Genomic DNA, 19,780 nt, shown 5'->3' on the forward strand with positions numbered 1-19,780 from the left:
CCTGCTGCATCTATGATCGGTCGCCTTGTGGTGGTCGGTCTGGGGTTGATCGGTGGTTCGTTTGCCAAGGGTTTGCGTGAAAGCGGCCTGTGCCGTGAAGTGGTCGGCGTCGATCTCGACCCGCAATCGCGCAGGCTCGCGGTCGAATTGGGTGTGGTCGATCGCTGTGAAGACGACTTGGCGGCGGCTTGCGTCGGTGCCGATGTGATTCAGCTGGCGGTGCCGATTCTGGCCATGGAAAAGCTGCTCGCGCGTCTGGCTGTCATGGATCTGGGGCAGGCGATTCTCACGGATGTCGGTAGTGCCAAAGGCAACGTGGTGCGCGCCGCGACTGAAGCGTTCGGCGGCATGCCGGCGCGCTTCGTCCCGGGGCACCCGATTGCCGGTTCCGAGCAGAGCGGGGTGGAAGCCTCGAATGCCGAGCTGTTCCGCCGGCACAAGGTGATCCTGACGCCGCTCGAGCAGACCGATCCTGCCGCGCTGGCGGTGGTCGATCGTCTCTGGCGCGAACTGGGCGCCGATGTCGAGCACATGCAGGTCGAGCGTCACGATGAAGTGCTTGCCGCGACCAGCCATCTGCCGCACCTGCTGGCCTTCGGTCTGGTCGATTCATTGGCCAAGCGCAATGAAAATCTGGAGATCTTCCGTTACGCTGCCGGTGGTTTTCGCGATTTCACAAGAATCGCCGGAAGCGACCCGGTGATGTGGCACGACATCTTCCTCGCCAACCGCGAGGCTGTCCTGCGCACACTCGATACATTTCGCAGCGACCTCGACGCCTTGCGCGACGCGGTCGATGCAGGGGATGGGCACCAATTGTTGGGCGTTTTCACGCGCGCCCGGGTTGCCCGCGAGCATTTCAGTAAAATCCTGGCCCGCAGGGCCTATGTGGACGCTATGAATTCCAACGATCTGATCTTCCTGGCTCAACCTGGTGGCCGCCTGTCCGGTCGGATTCGCGTACCGGGTGACAAATCGATTTCCCACCGTTCGATCATGCTCGGCTCGCTGGCCGAAGGCGTCACCGAAGTCGAAGGCTTCCTTGAGGGCGAAGACGCCCTGGCGACCTTGCAGGCGTTTCGCGACATGGGCGTGGTCATCGAAGGTCCGCACCACGGCCGCGTGACCATTCACGGTGTCGGCCTGCACGGCCTGAAACCTGCGCCTGGCCCGATCTACCTGGGCAACTCCGGCACCTCGATGCGTCTGCTCTCCGGCCTGCTGGCGGCGCAGAACTTCGACAGCACCCTGACCGGCGACGCTTCGCTGTCCAAGCGTCCGATGAATCGCGTGGCCAATCCGCTGCGGGAAATGGGTGCGGTCATCGAGACCGCTGCTGAAGGTCGTCCACCGATGACCATTCGCGGTGGTCACAAGCTCAAAGGCCTGACCTACACCATGCCGATGGCCAGTGCCCAGGTGAAATCCTGTCTGCTGCTCGCCGGTCTGTATGCCGAAGGCAAGACCACCGTTACCGAGCCGGCACCGACCCGCGATCACACCGAGCGCATGCTGCGTGGCTTCGGCTACCCGGTCAGCGTTGACGGCGCCACGGCTTCGGTCGAGTCCGGCGGCAAGCTCACCGCGACTCACATCGAAGTGCCGGGCGATATCTCGTCGTCGGCGTTCTTCCTGGTTGCAGCCTCGATCGCCGAGGGTTCCGAGCTGGTGCTGGAGCACGTCGGCATCAACCCGACCCGTACTGGCGTGATCGATATCCTGCGCCTGATGGGTGCCGATATCACTCTGGAAAACCAGCGCGAAGTCGGTGGCGAGCCAGTGGCTGACTTGCGCGTGCGGGCAGCTAAACTCAAGGGTATCGAGATTCCGGAAGAACTGGTGCCGCTGGCGATCGACGAATTCCCGGTCCTGTTCGTTGCGGCTGCGTGCGCCGAAGGGCGTACCGTGCTCACCGGAGCCGAAGAGCTGCGGGTCAAGGAATCCGACCGGATTCAGGTCATGGCGGACGGTTTGCTGGCGCTGGGCGTCAAGTGCGAACCGACCCCGGACGGCATCATCATCGACGGCGGCCAGATCGGCGGCGGCGAAGTGCATGGTCACGGCGATCACCGTATCGCCATGGCCTTCAGCGTTGCCTCGTTGCGCGCTACCGCACCGATCCGCATCCACGATTGCGCCAACGTCGCGACCTCGTTCCCCAACTTCCTCGCGCTGTGCGGGCAAGTCGGCATTCGTGTGGCACAAGAGGCTCAGTCGTGAAAAACATTGCACCGGTCATCACCATCGATGGGCCAAGCGGCTCCGGCAAAGGCACGGTCGCCGGGATTCTGGCCAAGCGTCTGGGCTGGAACCTGCTGGATTCCGGTGCGCTTTATCGCTTGCTCGCGTTTGCTGCGCACAACCATGGCGTCGACCTGACCAATGAAGAGCTGCTGAAAACATTGGCCGCTCATCTGGATGTACAGTTCATCGCCGCGACCGAAGGTCAACTGCAGCGGATTATTCTGGAAGGCGACGAAGTCAGCGATGTCATTCGCACCGAAAGCGTCGGTTCAGGCGCTTCGCAAGTGGCTGCGCTGCCCGCTGTGCGTGAGGCGCTGCTGCAGCGCCAGCGTGCTTTCCAGGAAGCGCCGGGCCTGGTGGCCGACGGCCGCGACATGGGTACGGTGGTTTTTCCGGATGCACCGCTGAAGATTTTCCTCACCGCCAGTGCCGAGGAGCGGGCGCGCCGTCGATATTTGCAGTTGAAGGGCAAAGTCGAGGGTGTTAGTCTGTCGAGTCTGCTAGATGAGATCCGTGCACGCGATGAGCGTGACATCCAGCGCGCAGTAGCCCCGCTCAAGCCGGCGGCCGACGCGATTCAGCTGGATTCAACGGAGCTTTCCATCGATCAGGTGCTTGAACGCATCATGAGCGAGATCGCCATTCGCGATATCGCCGGGTGACTAAGAAGGCCGCAGGGGACCAGTCATAGTCCTGCGGTGCTTCTTTTAAATGAAACTAACCCACACCGTCTGGGGTGTGGAGATGGGCGTTTACTTCGCCCTCATCTACAGGAATTAAAATGAGCGAAAGCTTTGCGGAACTCTTTGAAGAAAGCCTGAAAACCCTGAACCTTCAGGCAGGCTCCATCATCACCGGTGTTATCGTTGATATCGATTACCAGGCTCGCTGGGTAACCGTTCACGCTGGTCTGAAGTCTGAAGCACTCATCCCGCTTGAGCAGTTCTACAACGATGCTGGCGAACTGAACATCAACGTTGGTGATGAAGTTCACGTTGCTCTGGATTCGGTTGAAGACGGCTTTGGCGAAACCAAGCTGTCCCGTGAAAAAGCCAAGCGCGCTGAATGCTGGATCGTTCTGGAAGCAGCCTTCGCAGCCGAGGAAGTGGTCAAGGGCGTTATCAACGGTAAGGTTAAAGGCGGCTTCACTGTCGACGTTAACGGCATCCGTGCGTTCCTGCCAGGTTCCCTGGTTGACGTCCGTCCAGTGCGCGACACCACGCACCTGGAAGGCAAAGAGCTGGAATTCAAGGTCATCAAGCTGGACCAGAAGCGCAACAACGTTGTCGTTTCCCGTCGCAGCGTCCTCGAAGCCGAGAACTCCGCCGAGCGTGAAGCTCTGCTGGAATCCCTGCAGGAAGGCCAGCAAGTCAAAGGTATCGTCAAAAACCTCACCGATTACGGCGCATTCGTCGATCTGGGTGGCGTGGACGGCCTGCTGCACATCACCGACATGGCCTGGAAGCGCATCAAGCATCCTTCCGAGATCGTCAACGTTGGTGACGAAATCGACGTCAAGGTTCTGAAATACGATCGCGAACGCAACCGTGTTTCCCTGGGCCTGAAGCAACTGGGCGAAGATCCATGGGTTGCTATCAAAGCCCGTTACCCAGAAGGCACTCGCGTTACCGCTCGTGTTACCAACCTGACCGACTACGGCTGCTTCGCTGAGCTGGAAGAAGGCGTTGAAGGTCTGGTACACGTTTCGGAAATGGACTGGACCAACAAGAACATCCACCCTTCGAAAGTCGTACAAGTCGGCGACGAAGTGGAAGTCATGGTTCTGGACATCGACGAAGAGCGTCGTCGTATCTCCCTGGGCATCAAGCAGTGCAAGTCGAACCCATGGGAAGACTTCTCTGGCCAGTTCAACAAGGGCGACAAGATCTCCGGCACCATCAAGTCGATCACCGATTTCGGTATCTTCATTGGTCTGGACGGCGGCATCGACGGTCTGGTTCACCTGTCCGACATCTCCTGGAACGAAGTGGGCGAAGAAGCCGTACGTCGTTTCAAGAAGGGCGACGAGCTGGACACCGTCATCCTGTCGGTTGACCCAGAGCGCGAGCGCATCTCCCTGGGCATCAAGCAACTGGAAAGCGATCCGTTCTCCGAGTACGTCTCGGTTAACGACAAGGGCGCTATCGTGACCGGTACCGTGAAAGAAGTTGACGCCAAAGGCGCCATCATCGTTCTGGCCGACGACATCGAAGCTACCCTGAAAGCCTCCGAAATCAGCCGTGACCGCGTTGAAGACGCGCGCAACGTTCTGAAAGAAGGCCAGGAAGTTGAAGCCAAGATCATCAGCGTTGATCGCAAGAGCCGCGTAATCCAGCTCTCGATCAAGTCGAAAGACGATGCTGAAGAGAAAGAAGCCATCCAGAGCCTGAAAGCAGCTCCGGAAGGTGAAGCAGCTGACACCACTATGGCGGCACTGCTGCGTCAAGCAATGGCCAAACAGAACTAAGTTCTGCTTGATCATTAAAAAGGGCGACTTCGGTCGCCCTTTTTTGTGCCTGCGATTCGGTCTTTGTACGTCCGTGCATGAAACCAATGGCTTCGGCTGCGGGTCTGTTTCTTTAATCGGATCAATCGCCTATTGGCGACTAAGCTTGATCTTGAGCATTAGTCGTCAGGCTTGCCTGGCATAAGGAAGTGGATGAACAAGTTATTTGTTGTTGCAGTGGTCTTGGCGCTGGCAGGGTGCACCACCAGTGCGAAAACCCATGCGGTGCGCGGCGTCAGTGGTATCGAGGTCGATTGCTCCGGGTTGGGTTCCGGTTGGGAAAAGTGCCAGAAGCGTGCAGCGAAGGAGTGTAAAGGCAAGGGCTATAAGGTTATCACCCGTTCTGATGATGCCAAAGATGAAGACGAATACCCGTTTGGCTTTAACCCGGCAGGCTTCGTCACCCGGACCATGCTGGTGATGTGTCGTTAGGCTTGTAGAGATCTGACTCGCCAATGGGATGCCCTGAAAATGGGCGTTTTGACCCCGGGAAAGATATGTCAATCCCTGGGCTGTTCAAAATCTTCCGGGCATGCTAAAACCTTTCAAGCGCTGATCTAGCTGCTTGAAAAAGAAGGGAAAAATATGACGAAGTCGGAGTTGATCGAACGAATTGTCACCCATCAAGGGCTACTCTCATCCAAGGATGTGGAGCTGGCCATCAAGACCATGCTTGAACAAATGTCTCAGTGCCTCGCCACCGGTGATCGTATCGAGATCCGTGGTTTCGGCAGCTTCTCCCTGCACTACCGCGCTCCGCGCGTGGGCCGCAATCCAAAGACCGGCCAATCTGTCAGTCTGGACGGTAAATTCGTTCCGCATTTCAAGCCAGGTAAAGAACTGCGCGATCGTGTGAACGAAGAAGAGGAGGAGGGGGTTTGATCTTCGCTCTGAATTATCAAGGAGGCGCGCGTGCGTAACCTCAAGCGCATTCTTCTCGGTGTTTTTGTATTGCTGCTGGTACTGGTTGTTCTGGCTTTTATCCTTGAAAACCAGCAGTCGGTCGCGCTGATGTTTCTGGGGTGGTCGGGGCCTCAACTGCCTGTTTCGCTCGTCGCGCTTGTAGCTTTGCTTATCGGCATGCTGATTGGTCCAATTATTGGCTGGTTTCGTGGGCGTTCGAATCGAGCAGCGCGCAAACGTCTGGCGTAACCCACGGTTGGTGCGACGCGTAAATCGATTTGCACCACAGTTTATCTATATCCATTAGTAAAACGCTCATTAAGCTGTAAAATGCTGCGGTTGTTCGATAGTGGCATGTTTACACATCGATTCAGACAGACTCTGACAGAAGCCTGCTTTCCTGCGGTTTTTGTATTCATGGATTAGACGGTGCTCGTTGGTGACACTGTCAGCAACTCAAGGGTATGGTTTCGCGTGAAAATTCTAGTTACCGGCGGCGCCGGGTTTATCGGCTCGGCAGTCATCCGTCACATCATCTCCAATACTACTGACTCTGTCGTTAACGTCGACAAGTTGACTTACGCCGGTAACCTGGAGTCTTTGGCTGAAGTCAGTCAGAACTCGCGTTATGCGTTCGAACGCGTTGATATCTGCGATCGCGAACAAATTGATCGCGTCCTGCGTGAGCACCAGCCGGATGCCATCATGCATTTGGCAGCGGAATCGCACGTCGACCGGTCAATCTCTGGCCCGTCCGAGTTCATCCAGACAAATATCATTGGCACTTACACTCTGTTGGAGGCCTCGCGTCACTATTGGGCGGCCATGGATGACGCACGTAAGGCCAATTTCCGCTTTCACCATATTTCCACTGACGAAGTGTATGGTGATCTGGAAGGCCCGGAGGATCTCTTCACTGAAACCACTCCGTATCAACCGAGCTCGCCGTACTCGGCCAGCAAGGCAAGTTCCGACCACCTGGTTCGTGCTTGGGCGCGCACTTACGGTTTGCCGACGCTTGTCACTAACTGCTCGAACAACTATGGCCCTTGCCACTTCCCTGAGAAATTGATTCCTCTGATCATTCTCAACGCACTGGAAGGAAAGCCGCTCCCGGTTTACGGGAAGGGCGATCAAATTCGCGATTGGCTGTATGTTGAAGATCACGCACGTGCCTTGTACAAGGTCGTCACCGAGGGTGTTTTGGGTGAGACTTACAACATCGGCGGTCATAACGAAAAGCAAAACATCGAAGTGGTGCACACCCTTTGCGCGCTGCTGGACGAGTTGCGTCCTGACTCTGCTCACCGTCCGCACGCAAGCTTGATCACTTATGTGCAAGATCGCCCAGGTCACGACCTACGCTATGCGATCGACGCGAGCAAGATCGAACGTGAACTTGGCTGGACGCCGGAAGAGACTTTCGAAACCGGTATTCGTAAAACTGTCGAATGGTACCTCACCAATACTGAGTGGGTTCAGCACGTGAAAAACGGTAGCTACCAGCAGTGGATCGACCAGAATTACGCGGATCGCTCGAACAAAGAATGAAAATCCTTCTTTTAGGAAAAAATGGCCAGGTGGGCTGGGAACTTCAACGTTCCCTGGCCCCGCTTGGTGATTTGACAGCTTTGGATCGATCTACGGTCAATGACTTGTGCGGCGATTTAGCTGATCTCGACGCATTGCGAAAGACGATCAGGCTTATCAACCCTCAGATTATTGTGAACGCAGCGGCTTATACTGCCGTGGATAAAGCTGAGTCAGAACCCGAGTTGGCTGATCGTGTTAACGGTCGGGCAACTCAGGTTCTTGCTGAAGAAGCGGCAGCTCTCGAAGCTTGGCTGGTGCACTACTCAACCGACTATGTATTCAATGGTGAAGGTTCGACGCCTTGGAGTGAAACGGCTGTTGTATCCCCCGTTAATCACTATGGCGCCAGCAAATTGCTGGGTGAACAAGCGATTATTGCATCCAATTGCAAGTATCTGATCTTCCGTACGAGTTGGGTCTATGGTGCACGTGGTAATAACTTCGCCAAAACAATGTTGCGCTTGGCCAAGGATCGCGAAACGCTGAGCGTCATTGCCGACCAGATCGGTGCGCCAACTGGAGCAGATTTGATTGCCGACGTGACAGCGTTGGCTATTCAGCACATCTTGCAGCGTCCTGAGCTGGCAGGTCTCTATCATCTTGCAGCCGCAGGCGAAGTGTCATGGCATGGTTATGCCAGTCATGTGATCGACTTTGCGAAAGCCAATGGTGAAGCGTTAGCGGTCAAAGAAATCAAGTCGATTGAAACAGTCGCCTATCCAACACCTGCACGCCGCCCACTGAACTCCCGTCTGGATACTCAGAAACTGCGTGACAATTTTTCTCTACACTTGCCGGATTGGCAAAGTGGTGTAACCCGAATGCTTAGGGAAGTTCTGAACAAATGACTACGACAAATCGTAAAGGCATTATCCTCGCTGGCGGTTCCGGCACACGTCTGCATCCACTGACTCTGGGTGTGTCCAAGCAGATGTTGCCGATCTACGACAAGCCAATGATCTTCTATCCGCTGTCGGTACTGATGCTGGCCGGCATGCGTGAAATTCTGATTATCTCAACGCCTGAAGATCTGCCACTGTTTCGCAAATTGCTGGGTGATGGCAGTCTTTACGGCATTGAGCTGACGTACGCTGAGCAACCTAGTCCTGATGGTCTGGCTCAGGCTTTTATCATCGGCGAAGAGTTTATCGGCGAAGATCCGTGCTGCCTGATTCTGGGCGACAATATTTTCTACGGTCAGCACTTCTCGGACAACCTGCGCTCCGCTACCGAGCAAAAAAGCGGCGCGACGGTCTTCGGTTATCACGTTTCCGATCCGGAGCGATTTGGTGTGGTTGAATTCGACTCCACTGGTCGCGCGCTCAGTATTGAAGAGAAACCGGCGAAGCCCAAGTCGAACTACGCAGTGACCGGCCTGTATTTCTACGACAACGAAGTTGTCGAGATTGCCAAGAACATCAAACCTTCTGAGCGTGGTGAACTGGAAATTACCGATGTCAACCGAGTTTATCTCGAGCGTCAGTCGCTGAATGTTGAAATGCTTGGCCGTGGTTTTGCCTGGCTTGATACCGGCACTCACGACTCGTTGCTTGAAGCCAGTCACTTTGTGCATACCATCGAGCAGCGTCAGGGTCTCAAGGTCGCTTGCCTGGAAGAGATCGCTTACCACCATGGCTGGATCACTTCCGAGCAGTTGGGCACACAGGCCAATGCGCTGAAGAAAACGGGTTACGGACAGTACCTGCAGAAGCTTTTGGACTCGCCTTCCCACTGATTTGTAAGCACTGTTGTTCCAACAGTAATGTTTAGTCGGTTCAAGCAGGAATTGCATGCCAGTAAAACATCCCAAGGTTGCGGTTTTGCTGGCTGCCTACAATGGTATGCAGTGGATTGAGGAGCAAATAGCCTCGATCCTCGGCCAGTCTGCTGTCGACGTCTGCATCTACATCAGTATCGACACCTCCTCGGACGGCACCGAACAATGGTGTTCCGAAAGCGCAGCCAGAGAAGAGCGCATCAACCTTTTACCTCCTGCAGGCACATTTGGCGGTGCCGCGCGCAATTTTTTCAGATTGATTCGTGACGTCGATCTGGATCCTTATGACTATGTCTCTTTCGCCGATCAAGATGACATTTGGTATCCAGATAAACTCTGGCGTGCCACACATGCGATTCAAACACGGCAAGTCGATGCCTATTCCAGCAATGTTCGGGCGTTTTGGCCGGACGGTCGCACTCATGTCCTGGATAAGGCGCAGCCCCAGGTTGATTGGGATTTTCTTTTCGAGGCGGCGGGACCCGGCTGCACGTATGTGATGAATAAAGCCGTTGCCTCATCGCTCAAGAAATCGACACTTGTTGATTGGCAGCAGTTGCATGCAGTTACTTTGCATGACTGGTATTGCTATGCGCATGCAAGAAGTCATGGCTTCAGCTGGTTCATCGATCCGAAACCTTCAATGGACTACCGTCAGCATGAGCGAAATCAAGTAGGTGCCAATAAAGGTCTGAGCTCTTTGGTCGCTCGATATAAAACGATTCGCGATGGCTGGTGGTTTAGCCAAGTGCAAATGATCGTCCGTTTGGTGGGGCTGGAATCCGATCCATTCGTCCAGAAATGGTTACCCCTTCGACCCATTCAATTGACGAGGCTTTCATTCAGCGCATGGCGTTGTCGACGGCGGGGACGCGATAAATTCCTCTTTTTTTGCATCTGCTGGGTCACGGCGGCAAGGAAGCTCTTCAAATGATCGGCGCAAAAGTATTGGTGACAGGGGCCGCGGGGTTTGTCGGTGAAGGTTTGATTTTTCGCCTGTTATTGGGCAGGCGTTACCGTCCGATTGCCGCCGCCCGTGGCCAGACGCGGCTGATTGGATTGTGTCCGGTGCAATCTTTCGATCTGCTTGATGAGCAATGTTTACTTGATTTGGATGATGTAGAGGTCGTAGTCCATGCGGCAGCTCGTGTGCATGTTTTGCACACGCAGTCTGAGAACGCATTGTCCGAATTTCGTAAAGTCAATGTTCAAGGAACGCTGAAGTTGGCACAGCGTGCTGCTCAATCCGGGGTCAAACGCTTCATTTTCATCAGCTCGATCAAGGTCAATGGTGAAAGCACTCATGAAGGGAAACCGTTTACTGCTGACGACCAGGCTAGACCGCTGGATCCTTACGGCGTCTCCAAGCATGAAGCTGAAGTCGGTTTGACCCAGTTAGGACGCGATACAGGCATGGAGATCGTGATCATTCGCCCTCCGCTGGTATATGGTCCTGGCGTAAAAGCCAATTTTCTAAGCATGTTGGTTTGGTTGGACAGAGGTCTGCCGCTGCCCTTGGGAGCGATTCGTAATCAACGTAGTCTGGTCACACTCGATAATCTACTCAGCCTCGTTGTCACCTGCATTGACCACCCGGCAGCCTCGGGACAGGTATTTTTGGTCAGCGATGGTGAGGACGTTTCTACCACTCAGTTGTTGCGCGTACTGTCCGAAGCATTGAATAAATCGTCCTGTCTGATTCCTATTCCCCAGGCAGTGTTGAAAGTTGTCGCACAAATGATTGGCAAGGGTGATGTGGCGCAACGGATTTGCGGTTCACTTCAGGTCGATATCGAAAAAACTCGTAAATTGCTCGATTGGACACCACCAGAAAAAATGAAAACTGCTGCACGTAAAACGGCAATTTACTACAGGGAAGAGAGTGCCAAATGATGGTGGGCGGACTGATATTGTCGGTATTCGCACTTTCCTGGCTGCTTACGGCATGCCTGCGGCGATACGCGCTCTCGCGAAGTTTGATGGATGTTCCTAACGAGCGCAGCGCGCACTCCGTACCCACCCCGCGTGGTGGTGGTGTCGCGATTGTTGTTTCATTTCTAGCTGGTTTGCCGGTTCTGGCTCAGTTGGACATTTTGAGTCTGACTACGCTTTACGCATTGCTGGGTGGGGGATTCTTGGTGGCCGTGATCGGTTTCGCTGATGATCATGGCCACATACCGGCAAGGTGGCGATTGATCGGACATTTTTTAGCGGGTTGCTGGGCGTTGTATTGGCTTGGAGGTCTTGCACCCCTTGAGATTTTCAATACACGAATTGATTTAGGTTGGGCGGGCCGCTTGTTCGCGCTGATGTACCTCGTCTGGATGCTCAATCTTTATAATTTCATGGATGGCATCGACGGGTTGGCCAGCGCTGAAGCCGTGAGTGTCTGCCTTGGTATATCTCTAGTTTATTGGGTCGGCGGTTACGGGGCGCTTGCCTGGTCGCCGCTGTTATTGGCAGCAGCGGTTGCTGGATTTTTATGCTGGAATTTTCCGCCGGCGAAAATTTTCATGGGTGATGCGGGAAGTGGTTTCCTTGGATTGATCTTCGGCACGATGACGCTGGAAGCTGCGTGGCAGAATCCGCAACTGTTATGGAGCTGGATCATTCTCTTGGCCATATTCATTGTCGACGCCACGTGGACGTTGGGACGGCGTTTATTCAGAGGTGAAAAAATCTATGAGGCCCATAGCAGCCATGGTTATCAACACGCGGCCAGGCGCTTCGGCCACAAGCCAGTGACACTTGCAGTTGTCACTATCAATATTGTGTTTTTGCTGCCGATATCGCTACTGGTCGCGCTGAAATATCTAGACGCGTTGAATGGCCTGCTGCTCGTTTTTGTACCGTTGAGTTTCATGGCAATTGCATTTAATGCCGGTCGTCCCAAAATCGTGCGTATGTGATTGATCTGGCGCCTGGTGCGGCCATTCCAGTGTTGGTTGGCTGATGTAGGTGCGCTAACCCGCTAATGATAAAAACTCCAGAGTGACTAGAACCATGAAAAACAACCTCACCAGCCAGCCTATTTCAACGACAGGCAGAGTTCGTGGCGAACAAAAAAATCAACGTCCTGTCGTGATCTGGCTTACCGGGCTCAGCGGGTCGGGTAAGTCGTCCTTGGCTGATGCACTCGAACAACGATTGGTCGCAAAAGGGTGCCATACCTATCTGCTGGACGGTGATAACGTCCGCATGGGGTTGTGCAAGGATCTGGGTTTCGGTGATCGTGATCGCGAGGAAAATATCCGGCGGGTCGCCGAGGTGGCAAATTTGTTCGTGGATGCCGGGCTGATCGTTATTACTTCTTTCATTTCACCTTTTCACCGTGATCGAGCATTGGCGCGTAGCGTGATTGGTGATGACTGTTTTATCGAGGTGTATATCAACACGCCGCTCAGCGAGTGCGAGCGCCGTGATCCCAAGGGGCTGTACAGCAAAGCACGACGAGGACTGATCAAGAATTTTACGGGTATTGATTCCCCTTATGAGCAACCCAGTGCTCCTGATATTACGATCGATACCCTGAGTCAATCTGTCGATCAAAGTGTCGATGTGGTTATTGAATACCTGAAAAACTGGGATGCCAAGTGAAGCATTTAGTCATCATTGGGGCAGGCTTTAGCGGAACGGTTACAGCGATCGAGTTTTTGAAATCGGCGCCGCAAGGTGCGCGACTGACGATCATCAATCGTTCAGGCAAGATGGCGCGTGGTTTGGCCTACGGTACCAATAGTCCGGATCATCTGCTCAATGTCCCTGCGGGCAATATGTCAGCACTGGTAGACGAGCCTGGCTCCTTTCTTGATTATTGCCAGAAAATTGATCCTGCGACCCATTCAGGCAGTTTTGTTTCCCGCAAGATATACGGGACCTATCTCAATGACCTACTTGATGGAATGAAATCTACTTCGAATGTTCAATGTGTCAGCATCATGGGCGAAGTACATTCAATCCGACCAGCGTACGGTAATGCGGGTGCCGTGATTGACTTGCACACAGGGGAGCAGTTAGAGGCTGATCATGTTGTTTTGGCCTTCGGTAACTTCCCTCCCGCGAATCCGGCGGGCTTACAGATGCTTAAAGGTTCTGCGCGTTATGTGGAGGATCCATGGTCGTCCGCGGCAGAGCAGCCTTTGCGCTCGAAAGCTGAGCACATCTTGTTAATTGGTAGCGGCCTGACCGCAGTTGATACCTTCATTTCGTTGCAACAGTCGAATCCTCAGGCCAGGATTACAATGCTTTCGCGTCGAGGGTTATTACCCACCAATCATCGTCAAAAAATGCCTGCGAGTGGCTATACAACCACTATCTGTGATCACATGCTGGCGGCAACGCCAACCATCGCTTGCTATGTGAGACTTGTTCGACAAGAGATCGCACAATCCCCTGAGCACTGGCGAGAAATAGTTGCTGCACTCAGGCCAATCACCTCTGAGTTGTGGGATCGATTGCCAATTATTGAGCGTCGGCGTTTTCTTCGTCATGTGCAGCCGCATTGGGATGTTTACAGACATCGGGTGGCGCCTCAAACATTCCAGGTATTTCAAGAAGCGCTCGACACGTCCAGAATTGAGTCGCTTGCTGGTCGAATAGTGTCTGCGAACATCGAACAGGATGGTGTTTCCTTGCGCATCAAATCAAGGGGCAAGCATGACGTTCTCGAGTATCGCTTCGACCAAGTGATCAATTGCACTGGTCCTTGCACGGACATCACCAGAATTTCTGATACGTTTATTTCTTACCTGGCGGGCGAGTCAATGGTTTGCGCTGATCCATTGAGTATCGGTATAAATGTCGGCAAAGATTACTCAGTCCTGAACTCGGCGGGGGAGAGTAAGCAGTGGTTGAGCTACGTCGGACCCATGCTGAAAGCCGGGCTTTGGGAGGCAACGGCAGTGCCTGAACTTCGACATCATGCCCGTTTGCTCGCACGACAAGTTGCTGAGCGTTTTCGGCGACTCGAGTAGGTTGGTCCTGCCGGGGATTCCTCACCTCGTTTCAGCCGACTTGTACCAACACCAAAAAAAAGCCCGTACTTTTACAAATACGGGCTTTTTTCGATTTGTGCAGTAGGGATGCTTTGACAAGTTGTCGTTAAATGCGTGTCTTATTCTTGCGATGTCATGATCGCCGAGTGGGAAAGGATCTGTTCAAGTCCTCCCACCATTTTGTCCCCTTCAGCTGACCAAGACGCTGACTCAGTAAAGGCAAACGCATTTTTCTTGATCTGCTCCCTCAATGTTGATGAGCAAAGAACTTGTTCCAGCGCGTCTGCCAAGTCGTTGACGGTTGGCGTGGCGAGCATGGCGATGTCGTCGTTAAGCAGCCATTCGGTGCAGTCCGCGCGGTTACTGACAACCGGTACGCCACAGGCCATTATTTCTAGTGGCAAGAGCGAAAGATTTGTCATAGACAGGACGAGCGCTGCATCACAGGAACTGTACAACTCGGCCAATTCATCAGGGTTTTTCAAGCCTGCGTGATCGCAGGAGAAAGGAAATGCGTAATGATGAACGTCCCAGCCTGCCATCACCACCGTCAAGTTAGGAATTCGTCGAGCCAGTTCGGCGAGCACCAGTACACCAAGGTCGAAAGCTCTGCGTGCGGTGGGAGGTCGCACGTAAAAGAATACGCGGGTAGTTGCCGTGTTGAGTCTTGAATGGGGTTTATACAACGCTCTGTCAAATGAGAAGCCTAGTGCAGTAGTCGACATGCCGAACTCCTTGGTCAGCAGCGTTGACAGCCAACTGCCGGCCGTGAAACCGTGGAAGCCAAACCGATAGGTTTGCTCCGCCAACGCATATTCTGTCCCTGCCGGATAAAACCAAGGTTCAAAGTCTTGAACGAAATAGCATTTGTGAGTTGATGCTTCGATGTTTTTAACTGAATAAGCTGTTTGCCACGATGTTGCGATAGAAAATGCAGCAGAGGGGACCACTTCGCTGATGAAGTAGACCTCAAGGTTGTCGATGCCAAACCAGGAACGAATCTTCGCCTGAGTCTTGGCGACAGATTGCTCACCATCATCTTCCACAATGACAACTCGACTAGTGAACCCCTGCGTCCCTACGTGTTGCATAAAACGGAAGAGATTGAGGTGACCCCCGGAGCCTTTGCCAATGGGCGGAATATACCAATTAATGGTTTTGGCGCCATTGCGTAAAGCATCATCTGGCTGTTGAACGACCGGTGCAAAGTTCAGGAAACGATAAGCATGCATGACGTCAGGCTTGGTAAACAGCGAACGCGAACTTCTCATGCGCCGAGACAGAATATTGAGGAATGACGACACGCCTTCCTGTCTTATATGGTTCAACGATTTTTTGATTTGTGCAGCCAGCAAGTGAGTATTCACGTTTAACGTTTCACCTGTTTAAGTTTCTTGTCACGAGAGCAAAACGCAATTAGCGCTGGAGACCGAAAACCTGCGTGCACGCCTAACCAACTACCGGAAACCCGCATGAAGTTGTCGATTGGCATTCGAAGTGTCGGTATTAGCAACTTCCAACCCTCTTTGGATAGATTCTGGCGCACTGAGCGAAGATCACGCAGAGTCAGCCCAACCCAGCTTCTCAGCAGTACCAGCAAAGACGTTGATTGGTCATAGTGGAAGAGTTCATTCAGCGCCATGCTTTCATCGAAGCTTCGCTGAAATCGCTCCCATAAACCGTAGTTATGGGAGTGATACACGACAGCGCCGTGGCTGTAGGACTTTTTATAACCCGCTTCGATAATGATGCGAGCCCAAGCCTGGTCTTCGGAAAAGTCGACTTCCGGATAAGGGTGCTGCTCCCAGATCGAACGGCGCAGCAGTGCGTTGTTATCTGAGAAAAAATACAGAAACTGGCGATAGCCATCGTCAGTTCGATATCGGTCCTGATCGTCGAGTTGCACTTTGGGCTGTGCCTGAAATCCAGCGAAGTGCTGCACCAATTCGTCACGGGTGAAGAGCGAGGCGTCGTCATAGGCAATGTGCCTGCCGAAGACTCCAGCGACCTGCTCGTCCGCCTCGATTTCACGAACCAGGCAGCGCAACCAGTTGTCAGCCACCGGTTGTGCGTCCTGAGTAATCATGGCGATGTACTCGCCTTTTGCGGACTGGATGGCAGTATTGCGCGTGCGTCCATGCTGAAAGTCCGTCGGCTCAACCTCCATGAGGCGAACAGTCGGGTTGGCCCTGGCAATTGCCAAGGTGTCATCACGCGAACCGGAGTCAATGACAATGACTTCAAAGGGCCAGTCTGTTTGTTGTTCCAGAACAGCGTTCAATACTGCCTGAAACCTGCTTCCACCGTTTTTGGTGGGAATGACCACTGACACCTTGATACCGGTGGTCTCCATTACTTGCCCATCGTTCTTTTCATCCAGGCACTCGTCAATTGCAAGCCGTCTTCCAGGCTCACTTTTGGTGTCCACTTCAGTTCTTGCGCTGCAAGGGCGTTATCCAGAACACTAACCGGAACGTCATAAGGCCGGCCAGGAAGATATTTCTTGTCGATTGCACCGCCCACGACGGTTTCGATTCGCTCGATGAGTTCGTTGATGCTTACGCCGGTGCCAGAGCTAATGTTGAAAACGCTATGGGATCCCTCGTATTTCAGAGCAAGGGCGAACGCTTCAGCGACATCGGACACGTAGACATAGTCACGCGTAACGCTGCCATCACCCCAGATCTGGATCGAATCGTTTTTCAAGGCACGGCTAAGGAATACGCCGACTGCGCCTTGCGCGGTTTCGACGCGCTGACGTTCACCGTATGGATTAGTCACCCGCAGTACGGTGGCTTTGATCCCGTGCAGATGTTGGTACATCAGAATGTATTTTTCGATCGCCAGCTTGGTGATGCCGTAAGAGACCTGTGGATCGGTCGGGTGTGCTTCGTCAATCGGCAAATAATTCGGCTCACCATATACGGTACCTCCGGAGGAGATAAATATGATGCGGCGTACACGTTTCTCAACCATTGCATTGAGCATCTGCAGTGTCGCGACGAGGTTGGTCTGTACGTCGTACACCGGATCGTCATTTGAGGTCTTCGGCAGCGTAGTCGATACAAGGTGCAGAACTGCATCCATGCCATCAATGGCTTCATTGACGTCATGTTGACTCATCAGGTCGCCAGTCACCCACTCAACGACTTCTGTGGGGGCAAACTCTCTATAAGGTTCTACCCTCGGGCGCTCGAAGATGCGCAAAGAATGGCCGTCAGCCAATAGCCGATCAGCAATAGTCGAGCCAATGAAGCCGCCGCCACCAAAGATTAGTATTTTCATTTTATCTCGTAATGCTTTTAACGTTGGTCAACGCAATGTCGAAGCCATTGCTTTGCACGATAAACGGGAACAGGCGCTCAAGCGCGTGCAACATGCTGCCATCATATGGCAGAGGCTCTTCAGGGTAGTCATCCCAAGTCAGTTCCAGTGCGTCCAGCGAACGAAGGCTTTCCGTCCGTGCCCAGAACATGGTACCTACCGGGAAAACTATGTTCTCGGGGAGTGGCTTCAAATCCAGACGTTCCTGGAAGGCCTCGGCGAACACTCGGTTCTTGCCCCAGCAGACGATATGGGGATCATCAGCAAACACCATGCCCGTGCCTGGAGTGCTTAGCAATCTCGACGTAATGACATCTGCCATCGGACTGCTGCGTCCCAAAAGGTTTTCAATCAGGAAGTCGTACCAGACAGAGCCTACTTCCGGGTTGCTCTGATCTTTGCTCTTCTTGGTGTGCAGGTGGCCAACAATGTCGTATTCACGCAGATGACGACGATTGAACGCACTGAGGAATGGTCCGATGTCCCGCCCTTTGTTTGGCACGACCTCGATAGCCACTATGTTGCCCGAGTATCTGGAGCGCAATGCATCAAGTTCGGCTTTGACTTGCTCGTTTGGTGCGCTCAGAAACAGATCGGGACGTACTTTGTTGATCGCCAGACAATCAAGAATCTGCTCGAACAAGTCGGCGTAAAACACATGGACGTGCAACGCAATGCGGCCCTTTTCAATATCGGCGCTGACCGGAGAGTCAGGAGTCAATACATCATGTACCCACGGACCCTGAGGTTTTCCTGCGCGTAGGTAACAGGCCAGCGGATTCTGGCCGGCAACGTAGTCAGGAGATTGTTCAGCGAAAACCGCAGGGTGGAAACCTGGAAACAGTCTTCGCTCCTTGATGTTACTTGCCCACGAGCGGCCATGCATGCGCAGCGTTTCGAACTCGGAAATTGTCCTGTGATAACGCGGAATGAAATCGTCTCTGTAGACGGCGGCTTGATCGATAGTGGTGTAATCGAGTTGCTCTTGCTGCGTCTGGGCAATCGCTTCCTTGGCGATATCCTCAAGGCCATTCATATAGGTCTGCATGGCAAATCGCAGCGCCGACGCGGATTTCAACTTTTCGCCAATAGCTGTTGTGCGAGCTTCGTCCGACAGTAATGCGACCAGTTGGCGAGCCATGTCCGGGACATGCAGGTAGCGTGCAACACAGGTCTCCCTCAGGCCGCACTCATCAAGGAAATCTACGATGCCTGTGGTTTTATCGAAGCAGAATACGGGAAGCCCCAGGCTCATTGCATCAATAGCCACGTTCGGCAGTGGGTCGAGGCGTGAGGTGATCAAGACTGCCGAAGACTCGTCATAAACGACCTGAATAGCCGAGGTTTCAGGAATAAATGTGATGTGATCCTGAAGGCCGGCACGAAGAATCTGGTCCTGGAGATAGGCCGAGTACTGCACGTCGCCTTCAGGGTCGTAGCCCTTGCCAACCCAAACAAAATGCAGGTCATCCATGTCACCGTTTTCGAGGACACGAGCAGCACAATCAATGAAAAGATCCACACCTTTGCGCAGTTGAATCAGACCTGCGCCGAGGACGATCCGCTTGTTACCCTTCTTAAGCGTTTTGAATACTGTTCTGAGTTGTGCCTCTTCATGCGCAACAACGTTTTTGTCGACATCGGCGAAGGTAACGTCGCAGCGACCCTGGGGCAGAATATGGACCGGATACTCTGCAAGGTTCGGGAAGTCCCTGATTGCGCTCTGATGGATCACGGTAGAGGAAAACACGGTTCGTGTTGACCAGAACATGCTTTCCATAAAGGCAGTTTTAGGGCGGGTGTAGGCAGAAAACTCGTGCAGCAGGCTGATCGTCGGCACAAAGTTGGCCGCCAGTCCTTTTAGAACCACGCGCGATTCAATGCTGTTGATCAGTGCAAATTTTATGGAGTGCAAGCTGCATATTTTATCGATCAGCACGCGAGCATGATCTGGATTGAAGCGCATGCCGGCCGAGTCAATGAACACGGCGCCGGAGTTCTTGAACTCTTCCGTCAACTCACCGCCACCAAGCACCATTGCGATAACGTTGTAGCGTTGTTTGAGCCGCATGATGAGATTGAGGCTCAGAATCGGTGCGCCGGTTCTCGAGGCTTCATGGCTTACAACGATCACGGTTTCTCGAGTCGGGTCGAGCGGCGCAAGTTCAAAGCTGCTTTGACTCAATACCGGAGAATGCCCGATGCGACCTTCTCGGCGACCATGAAATACATAGTGGCTGAACGGGTCGGTACCGGAATTTTTGATATCCGGATATTGGTTCAGGTAGAAAACCGGGTCGAAGCCCAAGGCGTCACCCTTGGCCTTGATATAGGCTCTTGCATAGAGGCGTTGAGCAATCCCTAGTGCCAATTGCTTTATTTGGCGGCCTTTATTGCGCATCTTGTTCTTCAACTCGTTCATTCCATGACAGCATTATG

Annotated in this window: 18 protein-coding genes; 14 read left to right on the forward strand and 4 right to left on the reverse strand. The window is 53.5% G+C overall.

Annotation, left to right across the window (positions count from 1 at the left end; translation table 11 throughout):
* Positions 1-12 precede the first annotated feature (12 nt).
* From D8U60_RS10070 to D8U60_RS10135, 14 genes are all read left to right on the forward strand, one after another.
* Entirely contained in the window at positions 13-2,220 is a 2,208-nt protein-coding gene (locus D8U60_RS10070; protein ID WP_241663533.1) for a bifunctional prephenate dehydrogenase/3-phosphoshikimate 1-carboxyvinyltransferase, read from the forward strand.
* A complete protein-coding gene (gene cmk / locus D8U60_RS10075; protein WP_130900028.1) occupies positions 2,217-2,906 on the forward strand; it encodes a (d)CMP kinase in 690 nt (229 codons plus the stop codon). The genes D8U60_RS10070 and cmk overlap by 4 nt, the downstream gene beginning before the upstream one ends.
* A 119-nt stretch (positions 2,907-3,025) precedes the next feature.
* The gene (rpsA, locus tag D8U60_RS10080; protein WP_016770920.1) at positions 3,026-4,711 is read left to right on the forward strand and encodes a 30S ribosomal protein S1; all 1,686 of its coding nucleotides are present in this window, start codon (positions 3,026-3,028) and stop codon (positions 4,709-4,711) included.
* A 192-nt stretch (positions 4,712-4,903) separates the two neighbouring features.
* Positions 4,904-5,182, forward strand: coding sequence for a hypothetical protein (locus tag D8U60_RS10085; protein ID WP_073472356.1), 279 nt, complete (start codon positions 4,904-4,906; stop codon positions 5,180-5,182).
* 153 nt (positions 5,183-5,335) lie between these two features.
* Positions 5,336-5,632, forward strand: a complete 297-nt coding sequence (ihfB, locus tag D8U60_RS10090; RefSeq protein WP_003189779.1) for an integration host factor subunit beta — start codon at positions 5,336-5,338, stop codon at positions 5,630-5,632.
* A 30-nt stretch (positions 5,633-5,662) separates the two neighbouring features.
* Positions 5,663-5,902 (forward strand): LapA family protein, encoded by a 240-nt coding sequence (locus D8U60_RS10095; RefSeq protein WP_130900029.1) that lies wholly within the window; start codon positions 5,663-5,665, stop codon positions 5,900-5,902.
* 225 nt (positions 5,903-6,127) lie between these two features.
* The gene (gene rfbB, locus D8U60_RS10100) at positions 6,128-7,204 is read left to right on the forward strand and encodes a dTDP-glucose 4,6-dehydratase (RefSeq protein ID WP_177435455.1); all 1,077 of its coding nucleotides are present in this window, start codon (positions 6,128-6,130) and stop codon (positions 7,202-7,204) included.
* The gene (gene rfbD / locus D8U60_RS10105) at positions 7,201-8,094 is read left to right on the forward strand and encodes a dTDP-4-dehydrorhamnose reductase (RefSeq protein ID WP_130900031.1); all 894 of its coding nucleotides are present in this window, start codon (positions 7,201-7,203) and stop codon (positions 8,092-8,094) included. The genes rfbB and rfbD overlap by 4 nt, the downstream gene beginning before the upstream one ends.
* The gene (gene rfbA / locus D8U60_RS10110) at positions 8,091-8,981 is read left to right on the forward strand and encodes a glucose-1-phosphate thymidylyltransferase RfbA (protein WP_130900032.1); all 891 of its coding nucleotides are present in this window, start codon (positions 8,091-8,093) and stop codon (positions 8,979-8,981) included. The genes rfbD and rfbA overlap by 4 nt, the downstream gene beginning before the upstream one ends.
* Positions 8,982-9,036: 55 nt before the next feature.
* Positions 9,037-9,957, forward strand: a complete 921-nt coding sequence (locus D8U60_RS10115; protein ID WP_130900033.1) for a glycosyltransferase — start codon at positions 9,037-9,039, stop codon at positions 9,955-9,957.
* Positions 9,954-10,916 carry an SDR family oxidoreductase gene (locus tag D8U60_RS10120; protein WP_130900034.1) on the forward strand — a complete coding sequence of 321 codons (963 nt, stop codon included), beginning with the start codon at positions 9,954-9,956 and terminating at the stop codon, positions 10,914-10,916. Before D8U60_RS10115 ends, D8U60_RS10120 begins: the two co-directional genes overlap by 4 nt.
* On the forward strand, positions 10,913-11,932 hold the full coding sequence (locus D8U60_RS10125; protein ID WP_130900035.1) for a glycosyltransferase family 4 protein: 1,020 nt from the start codon (positions 10,913-10,915) through the stop codon (positions 11,930-11,932). The genes D8U60_RS10120 and D8U60_RS10125 overlap by 4 nt, the downstream gene beginning before the upstream one ends.
* 94 nt (positions 11,933-12,026) lie before the next feature.
* Entirely contained in the window at positions 12,027-12,620 is a 594-nt protein-coding gene (cysC, locus tag D8U60_RS10130) for an adenylyl-sulfate kinase (protein WP_130900036.1), read from the forward strand.
* On the forward strand, positions 12,617-13,996 hold the full coding sequence (locus D8U60_RS10135) for an FAD/NAD(P)-binding protein (protein WP_177435456.1): 1,380 nt from the start codon (positions 12,617-12,619) through the stop codon (positions 13,994-13,996). Before cysC ends, D8U60_RS10135 begins: the two co-directional genes overlap by 4 nt.
* Positions 13,997-14,136: 140 nt before the next feature.
* Here D8U60_RS10135 and D8U60_RS10140 read toward each other — a convergent pair whose 3' ends face one another.
* Genes D8U60_RS10140 through D8U60_RS10155 form a run of 4 tightly spaced genes read right to left on the reverse strand, consistent with a single transcriptional unit; the run spans position 14,137 to position 19,763 of the window.
* Positions 14,137-15,384 (reverse strand): glycosyltransferase, encoded by a 1,248-nt coding sequence (locus tag D8U60_RS10140; protein ID WP_130900038.1) that lies wholly within the window; start codon positions 15,382-15,384, stop codon positions 14,137-14,139.
* Between the two features lie 2 nt (positions 15,385-15,386).
* Positions 15,387-16,445 (reverse strand): glycosyltransferase family A protein, encoded by a 1,059-nt coding sequence (locus D8U60_RS10145; RefSeq protein WP_241663530.1) that lies wholly within the window; start codon positions 16,443-16,445, stop codon positions 15,387-15,389.
* Positions 16,370-17,302: an NAD-dependent epimerase/dehydratase family protein gene (locus tag D8U60_RS10150; RefSeq protein WP_130900040.1), complete on the reverse strand. Its 933-nt coding sequence runs from the start codon at positions 17,300-17,302 to the stop codon at positions 16,370-16,372. Before D8U60_RS10150 ends, D8U60_RS10145 begins: the two co-directional genes overlap by 76 nt.
* 1 nt (position 17,303) lies before the next feature.
* Positions 17,304-19,763, reverse strand: a complete 2,460-nt coding sequence (locus D8U60_RS10155; protein WP_130900041.1) for a rhamnan synthesis F family protein — start codon at positions 19,761-19,763, stop codon at positions 17,304-17,306.
* Positions 19,764-19,780 lie beyond the last annotated feature (17 nt).

This window comes from Pseudomonas sp. Sample_11, from assembly GCF_004307505.1.
GTDB lineage: Bacteria > Pseudomonadota > Gammaproteobacteria > Pseudomonadales > Pseudomonadaceae > Aquipseudomonas > Aquipseudomonas atacamensis.